This window comes from Halobacillus sp. AWH4_228, from assembly GCF_056158365.1.
In genome coordinates, this window is the sequence record NZ_JBSWTE010000001.1 from 2,724,626 (window position 1) to 2,737,679 (window position 13,054).

Here is a 13,054-nt window from a genome sequence, read left to right on the forward strand (position 1 = left end):
AGGTGGAAGCCGTCATGGAAGCCTGGCAGCGTGGGAATGAAGAAGCCTTCGAACAGATTTATACCGCCTTTCACGGGCCATTGTATTCGTTTATTTACCGTTATACGAGAGATGAACCATTCAGCGTCGATATCGTCCAGGATACGTTTCTCCGCCTGCAGACACATAAGCACCAGTATGATTCTTCCAAGGGAGCCTTGAAGTCCTACTTGTTTCAGATCGCCTACCGTTTGATGGTTAATAAATTGAACCGGAGAAAAAAGTGGCGGAGCCTGCTGCCCTTTTTAGTTCCCTCACAGGAAAGTTCACTGCACCATGCCGAAAAGCTTACGGTCCAGCAGGCAGTCAGCGAACTTCCAGATCTGCAGAGGGCTGTGATTCTCCTTTACTACTACCATGACCTTCCTCAAAAAGAGATCGCCGCCATCCTTCACATCCCCTTAGGGACGGTAAAATCAAGACTTCACCAAGCCATTCAAACTCTAAAAACGCATCTGGAGGTGGAAGACCTGTGAAAAATAACACGCATGATCACACGGAACTTGCCCGAAAGCTGGCCGAATACGACGTCGATGTTCCAGATATCCCACGAAAAAAGAGCCGCTGGAGCCGCCTCGTCCACTACCTCGCCTCACCAGCGGATAACCCGGTTGATTTTCTCGCCCCGGCCCGCCCGAGCTTTTCTTTGACATCCGTCATCCCTGTCCTCGCAGCCGCGGCTGCACCTGTAGCTGCACTCTTGCTTTAGGACGACGGATTGAAAGTTTTCAATTTTACAACTTCCCGGATATCCATTGTTCGCATTCTCTGATTCTGCTAGAATGCGAGACATATCATTTCAAACGGATTCCTTATATACATGCGGAAATATGGTCCGCAAGTTTCTACCCGGCTGCCGTAAAGAGCCGGACTATAAGGAAAGAACAGACGGGGATCATCTATGCACAGCTGGATTCCCAGGCCTCTTTCCTTCTTTATATAGGAAAGAGGCCTTTTTTTGTTGTCTGACGTCTAATCTCCTTAAGGGATCCGTCATTTTCAGGGAGGATTTCATCATGCAGATCATCACCGGACTGCTCTCGCTCGCTGCCCTTATTGGACTCGGGTGGCTGTTGAGCAGCACCAGAAAAAACATTAAGTGGCGCACTATCCTAACCGGCTTATTGATCGAAGGGCTGTTCGTTTACACGATGCTGAACATTTCTTTCGGTCAAACCGCTTTGAAAAAGGCCGCTCTTTTCATCCAGCACATCATTGATTACAGCTCGGCCGGCATTGATTTCGTCTTTGGACCACTGCTTGTGGAAACAGGCGTTACCTTCGTGTTTGCCATCCATGTCTTAGGGGCTCTGATCTTTATTTCCGCCTTGATTTCCGGTTTATATTACCTCCGCATCCTGCCGGTCATTGTGAAGTTCCTCGGCACGATCGTTGGAAAACTGTTGAAAACCTCAAAGGTGGAATCGTTCAGCGCGGTTGGGAATACTTTTTTAGGAGTAGCAGAGGCACCTCTCCTGGTGAAGCCGTACTTGAGCCGTATGACAAAGTCTGAAACGTTTGCGATTATGGTGGGCGGAACAGCCTCTGCCAGCGGGGCGATCCTCGTCGGCTATGTAGAAATGGGCATTGATTTAACGTATCTATTGATTGCCATTTTCAGCGTTCCCTTCGTTTCTCTTGTCATGGCCAAGCTGTTGGAGCCGGAAACAGAAACCTCTGAGCTGAACGAAACCGTGTCGCTCGAAAAGTCCGGACAGGCGAACGTCTTTGAAGCGATCTCAGACGGCGCCGTCAATGGAGTAAAGCTTGCAGCCAGCATCGGAGGATTGATGATCGCTTTTATCAGCGTCATTGCGTTGGTCAATGGTGGGTTAGGATTGATCGGAACAGATCTGTCCACCATTTTCGGCTATCTCTTTTATCCATTCGCAGTCATTATCGGCATCCCTTTTTCCGATGCCTTCCAGGCGGCTTCCCTGATTGGAACGAAGCTTGCGGCCAATGAGTTTCTCGCCTACTCCAACCTGAAGCAGATGTCCGGGGATCTTTCTCCGATGACGATGGCCGTCATGTCTGTGGCTCTCTGTAACTTTGCCAACTTATCCTCGATCGGCCAGCTGATTGTCGGGCTCGGGTCGCTGGCTCCGGAGAAGCAGTCTCAGGTTGCCCGCCTAGGCTTGAAAGCGATCATAGGCGGGACGCTTGCCAGCTTCATCACAGCTGTATTCGTCTCCATGTTCTTATAAAAGAAAGCACGCCCGATATTCCCGGACGTGCTTTCTTTATGAATTGTTTAAGACTCAAGTTCGAGAGAATTCTGGCATCTTGCAATGAACACACCCGATACATGAAATATTTCATTATGAATTTGTAGTTATTTTTAAATGCTTTTCCCCTAAGATAGTAATGCTGATATTCCACCTTGGGTTCAAAACTAAATGATCATTATCATCAAATTCCAAAGCCATATGAATGTCATCATCTTCAGCTGTAAGAATAGCAATTCTTTTGTTCTCAAGGTCTACGTACGTTTTCAAACTTTCTTTCACCTCTATCTTCCAACCAAAAAAGTCCATCATTCACCTCCAAATGCCAGTTAAATACCCAAATACTACGAATAAGCTTTTCCAGAGCCTATTGATCAATTATAAATCCTCACGCTTCTTTTTTCTTCCACATATAAAAGTTATAGATCAGTTGAAGGACCAAAACCATAAGCAATATTAGGATAAACAGCATTTTCGCCATTGTCGTAAATGTTGAAGAGTAATAAAGAATAAAGGCTGAGAAAATGACCACTGGAGTAATAATGGCGGTTCTTATCAATTTCCTTCTGTAAGAAAGTGCAAAATAATTCAGTTTAAAGCCTTTGTCTTGTTTGTCTTTATTTTTATACCGAGAAGATAAGACTGCAATAATGATTGCGGATATAGCTCCAGGCACTATAAAAGACATTTCGAATAACTCCTTTCTTTCAAAATTGACCCCATTAACGAGAAACATGAACTCAATAAATTACGCATTATGTAATAAGGAGGGCACGTTACTCAGCAACTCCCTCATACTTGAACACTCATTTTCGAGATCTGCCGTCTTTTGCTATCCTGAATTTAGATATATCTAAACGTTCCTCAATAAAGGAATTTGATATGATTAACATCAATAATCCTATTCCTAACATTGGGATGGATGCAGATTAAAAAATTTGGCGTACCTTCAATTCTTAAGATCTCACTAAATGCAAATCCTTCCTCATTCATTCGTGAAGCCACAATCACTTTTCATTTTCTGCTTTATCTAAGAGTGATATGATCCTTTTATTTTGTTCAACCAGCATATCACTATTTTCCTTTATTAAACGTACCCACCTAATTAAGAACGCCAGTACTATAATAGGGAAAAACAGCAATAATGTTGGCATAAGTACATCCATTAAATATTCCTCCTGAAAATTTTTCATTTAAAAACCGCTAGTTATCATACAACAATCGCCATAAAATGTTTATACACTCACTTTTCTTTCTTAAAATAAAAAACTGTTCCATTGACTCCAGCTAGTTCCCAACCATCCTCCCCCAGGGAATTCAACTTTTCTTCCATCACTTCACTGAATTCCTTATTTGCTTTTAACTGCACTTTGATATCTTCCACTCTATACACAAATTGCTTCATTCTTTGTCCTCCTAATAATAAAACTACTAAACAGTGCTCATTTACATATCTATACGATTCTTTTTATTAGAAGTTTCAATCAAACACAACGAAACTATTTAGAAACTGACCCTTACACAAACCTGCCCAAAACATTAAGAAAGAGGCAATTCTTCTATTAAAGAAATGCCCCCCCCATTATGGTAGACTTGATTTCAAGATAGTTTCCTTCTCCATTCAGATTCAGGGCGTGTTCCAAAAAAATGTAGTAACTATAAAGGGGATAATTATTGTCGCTAAGATAATTAATCCATTGCCAAAGATTCCGATCTTTCTGTATGTTCCTTTTTCAGAGAACATGGCAAATACCAACCCTAATACAGCAATCACTACACCAGCAAAAAGAAAAGCGTCATTCCCTGACAGCGTCGTTATGTATGCAGCTAGGCTTACCAAAAATAAAACAGGAGAAATTATTCCTAACTTCCTTCTCACACTTCCCCCTCCTCATGACGTGAATGATTTGAAAATATTGCATGTAGCTCTATGCTTTTAGGAAAGAATCTTTCACGTAATAAAGGGACAATTCTTTTGTTAAGGAGTTGTCCCCATTTCCGTAGACTTAAAATCGAGATATTGAAGAGAAAGCTGTGAAAATCATGAATTGGATCAGCCTAATTCGGCAGCTCAGTAGACCTTCTATTATCGCACCTTTTAGCTTAGTTTTGTTTCCTGCTCCCTCCAATATAAAAGTTATTATGTAAGAAAAAATCTGATAAAATAAACTTAAGGGATACATTAGCAAATCGAATTAGTCAAAGGTTCAATGAATAGCCGTATGGATGAAGCTATTTCATTAGAATAACTGAAAGCGCTTTCTCCGGGTTGGTAAATGATATTGTTAATAAATTCCTCTAAAGGAGCGAATGTTAATGTCAAAAAAAATTTAGTTCCAATTGATGGTTCAGATTTTTCGTTAAGAGCTTTGAAACATGCAATTGAGATAGCTAAAGCAATTGATGCTGAACTTCTTCTTTTAAATGTTCAATATAATTACAATTCTCCTAACATTAACCGCTTTGTAAGCAAAGAACAAGTGCGTAGGTACCAGCAAGAAAATGCGAAAGAAGTAATGGATGAAGCACTAAATGTCATTGAGAATCAAGAGGTAACTGAACACACAAAAATAAGAATTGGTTCACCAGACTATGAAATTGCGAAAGAAGCAAAAGAATCGAAAGTATATAGTATCGTAATGGGTTCACGAGGTTTAGGTGCTATAAAGAGTAAAATACTGGGAAGTGTAAGTTTTAACGTCTTACATGTAGCTTCATGTCCAGTGACTATGGTTAAATGATTGATAATGTTTAGAAGTCAAATTCAGCTTTTGAAAACTTCGATACCAATGATGTCCGTCAACTGTACAGGATTTAATTCAAATGAGTCATCATACGGTCATTAGATTGTTAGAGAAACCAGGTATTCCATTATTCCCAACGGTAATCTGTGATGGCATCATCTTTTCGGAGGTCTCTGTGCTCCCCACTTGGTGTATTCATTAGCTTGGGTGGTACTGTCGATTGATCGAAGGAGTATTCAAATCCTCTTCTTTGATAAGGACGTTTGCCTCAAAATAAAATAACACAGCAACTGAAAAAGAGCGATTATTCATGATGAATAATCGCTCCCGTTTAAACTCGCATTCAAGATGCCTATTGCTTATCACGATATTGAAAAGCTTGGAAATAAATCATTGAATTTATCTAAGAATATTACTCTCCCTTAACAGCTGTAACTTCCAGAGATAGATTAGCAAGAGGTAAATTCCCTTCGTCTTGAACTAAATCTAGTTCAAAAAGATACTCTCCTTTTTCTTTAAACGTGATGAATAACAAGGCACAGCTGTTTAACATAGGTTCTTCGAAAATAAAAACTCCATATTCATTAAACTCTACTGGTAAAAAGGCTCCCCCAATAAAAATAACTAAATCAAAACCTTCTTTTTGTGACGGGTTCCCTAAAGTAACAATAACTCTGGATTCTAATTCGGGGTCGCCTGTAGTTAAAGCACAAACATTGAATGCTTGCTGTTTGTTAACTTTAACCGTACGCGGGATATTACTTGAAAGACATTCAGCCAAAATAACTCTTCCTCTCATAAAAGATATAGTGCATTATTATAATTTATGATGAAGTAGAGAAATAGATTGGACTACTAATCTAGTAATAAGTGCAGATTTATAAAATTCCATTATCATACACTAGTGTTTATTAAATAATACCTGAATGCTCAGACAAACGATGATTCTTCATAAATAACTGTGCCATTTTCAGGAAGACTCGATATTGAGACATATTTAGATACTTTTTTAACCACATATTTAAGTTTGATGCCTAATTATACATATGGACCAGGGTTACATCGATAAGAATTAATATTAAGAAGGTTAGAGCGCTCCCATATAGATAAACCTTTTTTTCCTTGAATATCCAAGCAGCTAAGGTTAAAAGTGCAAAAACAACTATGGAACCCTGTAATTTTTGTAATCTATCCTGCTTCTGAACAATGTCAACCATTTCTGAAGGGGCACCTTTAAAAGGTTGTTCATTGATTTCCTTACCATACCAGTTATAACTAATAATTCGATAAGTGGAGGATTCCTTTATATACTCTAATTTTTTAAAACCTAACACTGGTAAGTCAATTGAAAAAATAAATAGTAATCCAGCTATAATGAATATTAATATTTGCGCTAATGTCTTTTTTTCAAAAGAAACCTCCTTATGAGTAAATTTAATTGTTTAAAGCTAGGCTTTGATCCATGTATCTCGATTAGTTAAAATAAGCGATCGTTAATTGAACAATCGCACCCGTTTTTATAAGACTTGATACTGAGATAACTCCCAGATTATGTAGTGTAAAATCACACCAAAAACAATATTCAATAATATAGTGTTTGTTATTGGACATTTAAATTAACGTCTTTTCTCTTCTTCATTTTATTTACCGCGAATCTAATTATTAAATAAATGATAAGTACATTTAACAGAAAAGTCGCAGGATTAATGTGCATTCCATCATTACCGCTAAATAAGTTATCAAAAAGCCAGACACTGTAAGGTTCTACTCTCTGGTATATCGTTATATACTTTAATGGAAATCCAAAAGTATGGTTGCCTATTCCTTCATTAAAATAATTACTAGGTATGAAATATGGTATAAAAATACATAGGAGCAAACTCCATCTCATATATTTCCAGTTTAACCTCTGCACAAAACCCCTCCCTGATTAAACTTTATTTGCTTTTTAAATTTAAAATTTACATTCATCATAACCACTATGCAAGTGAAATTGAGGGGAGTAGTCTTTTATGCAATTGCCCCCTATTGTGGAAGACTTGATTTCAAGACGAATAAATCCACTGTTTGATCTCCAAATCAAGGATCGAATTAAAGTCTGTTTTTGTAAAAACTTCATTCAAAAACACAACTTTCTTTAAATAATAGTTAACGTTAATATAGCACCCAATAATGCCTCAATAATGTCGCCTTGTCTATTACATACGAAATTAGGTCTCTTTAGTTTCAAGGCAGTGAGTATTTTGAAACTGAGTCTTACAAAGTCCTACCCACTAGTAGAAAAGCGATTGCTCTTATTAAGCAATCGCCCCCAATTCTTCAAGAATTAATTTTTTAAGATATAATTTGTAGGCCCAGGTAAAATAATTTCCTTCTTGATATTATTGAAAAGACTCTGCTGCCTCAATTAAATCATTTTTTTCAACTTTAGTTTCCGACTGTTTAGCAAAATATTTTAAAACATAATGAATCTTTCCTTCTGCCCATCTCAAAGTCTTAGTTCCTGAACTATCGACAAAATATTTTCCAGATTCATCCCCTACTTGTACATCATGATATTCTTCTTGAGAAGTAGAAGAAACGTCACCTCCGTTTACAGTTAATAAACTAAGGTGCTCCTTATTTTCTCCATAGAAATCAAAAGTTAAAGTTTTATATGGTTGCTGCACCTTAGGAGGATGACTAAAGTCAGCTCGTTCTACTTCAAATGGAAGTTCTGTGGGAAGTTGAGGGTTAAAAACCAAATCTTCCGTTTTTTTGCTCAGCTCATCATTATTGAATTTATGTAATCCACTTGTTGAACTACATGCCACTAAAATCAATGGTAAAGTTATTATTAGTAATAATTTTTTCATACTATCTCCCCTTCTAAGAACATGTTGTTGATTGCATGTTAAAAGTGTAGTCTACAGCAAATACATGCAAAAGGTCTCATATTTCACATACGATTCAGAATTATTAAAGTTTCAAATATTATTACCGCGAATCTAAATCTTCTAGTATCATACCCAAACCAAACAAAGGGGCAATTCTCTCTTATAGAATCGCCCCCGTTTTTATAAGACTTGAAACTGAGATAACTCCCAGATTATGTAGTATAAAATCACACCAAGACCAATATTCAATACTAAAGTGTTTGTTATTGGACATTAAAATTAACGTCTTTTCTCTTCTTCACTTTATTTACCGCGAATCTAATTATTAAATAAATGATAAGTACATTTAACAGGAAAGTCGCAGGATTAATGGCCATTCCATCATTACCGCTAAATAAGTTATCAAAAAGCCAGACACTGTAAGGTTCTTTCTGGTGTATCGTTATATACTTTAATGGAAATCCAAAATTATGGTTGCCTATCCCTTCATTAGAATAATTACTGGGTATGAAATATGGTATAAAAATACATAAAAGCAAACTCCAACTCATATGTTTCCAGTTTAACCTCTGCACAAAACCCCTCCCTGATTAAACTTTGTTCGCTTTTTAAATTTAAAATTTATATTCATCAGAACCACTATGCAAGTGAAATTAAGGGGGAGTAGTCTTTTAAGCAATTGCCCCCGTTTCTTTAAGACTTGAATTCGAGATAACCTTATATCTTCAACCTACTAATCAGTTAGCATAGCATATGTAATACATTTGCGTTTTTAGCCACTCATAATAACTAGATCGTCTCAGTCAATTTCTCAATTTTTGATTGAGACATTAAATATACATCGCCAATAATGTCAATTTTGTCTCCCTTTGTACGAACAACGCAATCTTTGTTCGAGGCATAAATATTTATTTCTTCTGACAAGGGAGACAGTTCTCTTTGAACAAGCTCCATGTTATTTTCTAGATCAAAATGAGATAAGACAGAAAACTCGTCAAGGCCGATTCCTTCGTGAACAGCGCTTACTTCAACTTGGTCTCCAAAGTTTTTTGAGCATAACCATTTAGCGGACATGTTGATTGCACCAGCACTTGCCCCCATCACAACTGCGCTGCTTTTTTTAATACAATCCGACAATTCATATTCCATCAAAAAAACATTTTGTTTAAGAATATTGCCACCCAACAAGAAAATAACTGATGCATTGCGAATTAACGTGTGGGCATTTTCTTTCTGGACACGATAATTAATTAAATGATATTCATCAAACAGAATGCCTGATTGATCGAGCCATGAACGTTCAGTAGCCCCATCATCTTCATAATTAGATGGATTCGAGCTAATCATAACCATGGATTTTCTATCAGTTATATCCTCCTGTAAAACCCTCCCAAGATTTTCTGGGAAATAGTTTCTAAACCAACCTAAATAATAGTGAGTTTTCATAAGTACCCCCATAGCAAAATTTATGTAACATTAATTTCTGAGTTACATTCTATTTTTTTGTCACCAACATATTATTCTGAATGTTATTTCAGAAAAAATAATAAGCGCTTTCTGTATACCGCGAAAGCCGACGATAAAGGAAGGCTCGAATTCAAGCTTAATTACTTTTGTTATGCCTCATTACCTCTAAGGATATAAGGTGCTGCTTTGTTTAACATTCCTCTTAATTCCATAGGCAGGTGTAAAAACTGTTGTGCTAAATCCAAGCCATCCAAATTTCAAATATTAAATAAATGATCAGTTAGTAAAAAAGCTAAATATGGCTATGCTTATAGAATTAGCACTCTTCTCAACAATCGCCGCCTATTCTTGAAGACTCAGTTTCAAGATAACTCAATGCTAAATCATACAAAGTGCTTAAACCTTAAATTACCTCAATGGGTATACTAACTCAATATCATCAATTTTCTTTAGTGATTGATGATACCAATAATTATGATCAGCACCATGAATACAAAGAATTCTCTTATCTGGATACTCTTCAATTGTATTCTTCACCCTAGCAAGCATAATATAATGCCTGGAGTTCCACACGATATTCTGAACATCGGGATTAATAGTATGTAGCCACGTGTACATATCGTTAGTTATAGTATCGTAATCATGTGAGTTCAAGGGGATATTACCGTTATCCCAAGTGGAAAGTTGATTATCATTCCATTGACTTAATTCATTCTCTAACTTTTCCCTAGTTTCGTAATCGAATTTATCAAACGGTTCTTCTTCGAAGACATCCTCTTCAAACCAATTTATTGGGACGAATTCAATGCCCCGCTCTTCACATAATGGATAAATCAAATCAGGATATTCATTTTGCGTTTCTCCCAAGATTCCAAAAGGTTCACCTTCATTTAAATAAAGTTTCCAACTTTCCGGATGTACTTCCCCGCAAATCACATCAGGATTAAATTCCGTAATTAACTCCTCGACCAGAGATAAGGTGTAATTATACTTCTTCTGCATTTCTTCATCATGTGTCATCCCTAAGATACCTACTACAGCCAACACAAACACTCCCAAATTTTATAAGAATTAATTATATAGTTTTAGACAACACTAATTATTCCAAAAAAACGAATTTTTCTCAATTATTTTCTGGATAACAATAAAGGACCTATCTTTTATAGATAAGCCCCCGTTTTTATAAGACTTGAAACTGAGATAACTCCCAAATTATGTAGTATAAAATCACACCAAAAACAATATTTAATACTATAGTGTTTGTTATTGGACATTTAAATTAACGTCTTTTCTCTTCTTCACTATATTTACCGCGAATCTAATTATTAAATAAAGGATAAGTACATTTAACAGAAAAGTCGCAGGATTAATGGCCATTCCATCATTTCCGCTAAATAAGTTATCAAAAAGCCAGACACTGTAAGGTTCTTTCTGGTGTATCGTTATATACTTTAATGGAAATCCAAAATTATGGTTGCCTATCCCTTCATTAGAATAATTACTAGGTATGAAATATGGTATAAAAATACATAAAAGCAAACTCCAACTCATATGTTTCCAGTTTAACTTCTGCACAAAACCCCTCCCTGATTAAACTTTGTTCGCTTTTTAAATTTATAATTTATATTCATCAGAACCACTATGCAAGTGAAATTAAGGGGGAGTACTCTTTTAAGCAATCGCCCCCTTATCTTTAATAAGGGTCATTGAGTATTTCCAACGAATTTTTCAGTCCCATCTCTATTTACAGTTTTCACTTTAATGTCTCTAACTTCCTTATATGTAGGAATAACATGATACCAATACCTTCTGCCATCATCTATTTCAATAAAGTTTGCTTGGTCTCCATTTACAATAACTTTTGAAATACTGCTATCACAGACTAACCCAGATACGATTCGTCCTTGATTCACTGTCCAATTAACAGGAGTACTGCAGTTTAAACCATGTCCTGACCTACGTATTAATTTTTTGTCTATCTTTTCAAAGTAAGAGGTCCAGACCTTTCCTTCTCCCTTAAAGAAGGCAAAAGCATCACCTTCTTCAAGAACATTCAATTCGTGGTGAAACAGGTTGTAAGTGTTATTTTTATCATTCATTATCTCTTTGAATTGCTCTTCAAAAGGCCTTTCCTCCGTACATCCTATTAAAAATATGCTAACCATAATAACCAAATAAACTTTTACTTTTCTCATTTACATCCCCTGTTCTTTAAAGCCCCAACTAGCACCAATTATTTCAAAAAATCCCCATAAGCTCAACTTTACTTTTGCCATCAAATTACTCTAATATCTCGAAACTGAGTCTTCCACTAACCTGCCCATTAGCTAAAGACTCAGTATCGAGATAAATATCAACACCAAACTTAAACGAAGCCTTTTATTCAAGGCAGCAGTCTCCGCCTGTAACGGAGAGAAATGTAAGAAGATGCTTCCTTACTCTCCCCATAACCCGGCTGTTCCTTTTGAAAAACAAAACCTCTGGCTTCGTAAAAAGGAATGCCCTTATCATTGCCTTTCTGAACCGAAGCCCATTGTTCTTCCGCTCCATAAAGATCCTTCTGCTGCTTCGTCAAGGCTTCCAGCAGCTTCGTACCGATCCCCCGGCCTCTGTAATCCGGATCTAGATAAAGGACATAGATTTCGCCGGCCTTCTGATCGATCATCCCGCCGCCAATTGCACCAACAATCCTGTCCTGTTCAAGAGCGGTTATGTAGCCGCTCCAGTCTCTCCCTGCAGGAACAATCTCTTTTTGGATGCGGGCCAGGTTATAAAATTCATCGATGACGGTCTGTAAGTATTCTTTGCTGTAAATCGCTGCGTACGTGTCCTGATTCCCTTTGATACAGACCTCCCGGATGCCGGGAGCATCACTCATAACAGCATTTCTGACTATAATCATCGTTTCCCTCCTATATTCTCTGCTGGTGGGTATGTTTGAAATCTGTGCCATACTTTAAACCGTAGCCGATGGTCCGATCCATCCCGATATGAGCCGTCCAGATCAGCGCCAGCGCGGTTACAAGCCCCCACTGGTAATATAGACCGGTGAGGAGAACAAGTCCCGGCACTACATAGGTGTGGCCGATATTGTATAGGACGGCTCCCGCCTTGGCATTTATGATATAGCCGAGCATGAATACATCAGGTGCAAGAAGGAGAAGAAGAAACAGCCAGAGCGAATAGCCGGTCGTTGTGTAAAAATAAGACGACATAATGAGGACGAGTAATCCTTCCAGATGAATCCATGTTTTGGGCACTGGGTTCCACTCCTTTTTAGGTGATCGGTTTGAAAAGGGGCCATGACAAGCAGGTCGTGCCACGATCCGTTTCGGAAAAGCTCTTCCTTCAGACGCCCCTCTGTTGTAAAACCTGTATGCTCATACAATCGGACGGCGCATTTATTAAACGCACAGACTTTCCTCTGATGTTTCTAGTTCTTCAATCCTGTAACTATTCGATGTGTCTGAGGTGGTGATCCTCTTGATGAATTGTTCGGTGCTTTCATAGGTGGGGACATCGAGGTGGGGCTGGGTCGTCTTCATTACTTCCATATCATTTCTCCATTGATGGTAGATGGGTGGGGCTTTTTCCTCTACTTTCCGCAGACGTATGCGTTCAGCTGTAAACAAGTCATTCCTCCCTCTCTCTGCTGAGCCGTTCACCTCTAGTACGGTCAACAAGGAGAAACGTTTCAAAA

General features: G+C 37.8%; 17 protein-coding genes and 1 riboswitch. Of the genes, 4 read left to right on the forward strand and 13 right to left on the reverse strand.

Annotation, left to right across the window (positions count from 1 at the left end):
- Positions 1-14 precede the first annotated feature (14 nt).
- From ACXADP_RS14065 to ACXADP_RS14075, 3 genes are all read left to right on the forward strand, one after another.
- Entirely contained in the window at positions 15-515 is a 501-nt protein-coding gene (locus ACXADP_RS14065; protein ID WP_474971746.1) for an RNA polymerase sigma factor, read from the forward strand.
- A complete protein-coding gene (locus ACXADP_RS14070) occupies positions 512-748 on the forward strand; it encodes a hypothetical protein (RefSeq protein ID WP_474971747.1) in 237 nt (78 codons plus the stop codon). Before ACXADP_RS14065 ends, ACXADP_RS14070 begins: the two co-directional genes overlap by 4 nt.
- 83 nt (positions 749-831) lie before the next feature.
- Positions 832-933, forward strand: a riboswitch (purine riboswitch).
- A gap of 122 nt (positions 934-1,055) precedes the next feature.
- Positions 1,056-2,246, forward strand: a complete 1,191-nt coding sequence (locus ACXADP_RS14075) for a NupC/NupG family nucleoside CNT transporter (RefSeq protein ID WP_474971748.1) — start codon at positions 1,056-1,058, stop codon at positions 2,244-2,246.
- Positions 2,247-2,360: 114 nt separating this feature from the next.
- Here the strand turns inward: ACXADP_RS14075 and ACXADP_RS14080 are convergent, their stop codons facing one another.
- From ACXADP_RS14080 to ACXADP_RS14100, 5 genes are all read right to left on the reverse strand, one after another.
- The gene (locus tag ACXADP_RS14080) at positions 2,361-2,576 is read right to left on the reverse strand and encodes a hypothetical protein (protein ID WP_474971749.1); all 216 of its coding nucleotides are present in this window, start codon (positions 2,574-2,576) and stop codon (positions 2,361-2,363) included.
- 79 nt (positions 2,577-2,655) lie between these two features.
- On the reverse strand, positions 2,656-2,955 hold the full coding sequence (locus ACXADP_RS14085; RefSeq protein ID WP_474971750.1) for an ATPase: 300 nt from the start codon (positions 2,953-2,955) through the stop codon (positions 2,656-2,658).
- A gap of 319 nt (positions 2,956-3,274) precedes the next feature.
- Positions 3,275-3,433, reverse strand: a complete 159-nt coding sequence (locus ACXADP_RS14090; protein ID WP_474971751.1) for a hypothetical protein — start codon at positions 3,431-3,433, stop codon at positions 3,275-3,277.
- 77 nt (positions 3,434-3,510) lie between these two features.
- Positions 3,511-3,672, reverse strand: coding sequence for a hypothetical protein (locus ACXADP_RS14095; protein ID WP_474971752.1), 162 nt, complete (start codon positions 3,670-3,672; stop codon positions 3,511-3,513).
- Positions 3,673-3,894: 222 nt separating this feature from the next.
- On the reverse strand, positions 3,895-4,146 hold the full coding sequence (locus ACXADP_RS14100; protein WP_474971753.1) for a hypothetical protein: 252 nt from the start codon (positions 4,144-4,146) through the stop codon (positions 3,895-3,897).
- Between the two features lie 397 nt (positions 4,147-4,543).
- Here ACXADP_RS14100 and ACXADP_RS14105 point away from each other — a divergent pair, with 397 nt between their 5' ends.
- The gene (locus ACXADP_RS14105) at positions 4,544-5,008 is read left to right on the forward strand and encodes a universal stress protein (RefSeq protein WP_474971754.1); all 465 of its coding nucleotides are present in this window, start codon (positions 4,544-4,546) and stop codon (positions 5,006-5,008) included.
- 415 nt (positions 5,009-5,423) lie between these two features.
- Here ACXADP_RS14105 and ACXADP_RS14110 read toward each other — a convergent pair whose 3' ends face one another.
- From ACXADP_RS14110 to ACXADP_RS14145, 8 genes are all read right to left on the reverse strand, one after another.
- Entirely contained in the window at positions 5,424-5,792 is a 369-nt protein-coding gene (locus tag ACXADP_RS14110) for a hypothetical protein (protein ID WP_474971755.1), read from the reverse strand.
- A gap of 1,600 nt (positions 5,793-7,392) precedes the next feature.
- Entirely contained in the window at positions 7,393-7,866 is a 474-nt protein-coding gene (locus tag ACXADP_RS14115) for a hypothetical protein (RefSeq protein WP_474971756.1), read from the reverse strand.
- Between the two features lie 810 nt (positions 7,867-8,676).
- Positions 8,677-9,333, reverse strand: a complete 657-nt coding sequence (locus tag ACXADP_RS14120) for a Type 1 glutamine amidotransferase-like domain-containing protein (RefSeq protein ID WP_474971757.1) — start codon at positions 9,331-9,333, stop codon at positions 8,677-8,679.
- 429 nt (positions 9,334-9,762) lie between these two features.
- Entirely contained in the window at positions 9,763-10,401 is a 639-nt protein-coding gene (locus tag ACXADP_RS14125; RefSeq protein ID WP_474971758.1) for a hypothetical protein, read from the reverse strand.
- Positions 10,402-11,057: 656 nt separating this feature from the next.
- The gene (locus tag ACXADP_RS14130) at positions 11,058-11,549 is read right to left on the reverse strand and encodes a hypothetical protein (protein WP_474971759.1); all 492 of its coding nucleotides are present in this window, start codon (positions 11,547-11,549) and stop codon (positions 11,058-11,060) included.
- A 188-nt stretch (positions 11,550-11,737) separates the two neighbouring features.
- Positions 11,738-12,256 carry a GNAT family N-acetyltransferase gene (locus tag ACXADP_RS14135; RefSeq protein ID WP_474971760.1) on the reverse strand — a complete coding sequence of 173 codons (519 nt, stop codon included), beginning with the start codon at positions 12,254-12,256 and terminating at the stop codon, positions 11,738-11,740.
- A gap of 10 nt (positions 12,257-12,266) precedes the next feature.
- On the reverse strand, positions 12,267-12,614 hold the full coding sequence (locus tag ACXADP_RS14140; RefSeq protein ID WP_474968009.1) for a DUF4260 domain-containing protein: 348 nt from the start codon (positions 12,612-12,614) through the stop codon (positions 12,267-12,269).
- 144 nt (positions 12,615-12,758) lie between these two features.
- Positions 12,759-12,986, reverse strand: a complete 228-nt coding sequence (locus tag ACXADP_RS14145; protein WP_474968008.1) for a hypothetical protein — start codon at positions 12,984-12,986, stop codon at positions 12,759-12,761.
- Between the last annotated feature and the right edge of the window lie 68 nt (positions 12,987-13,054).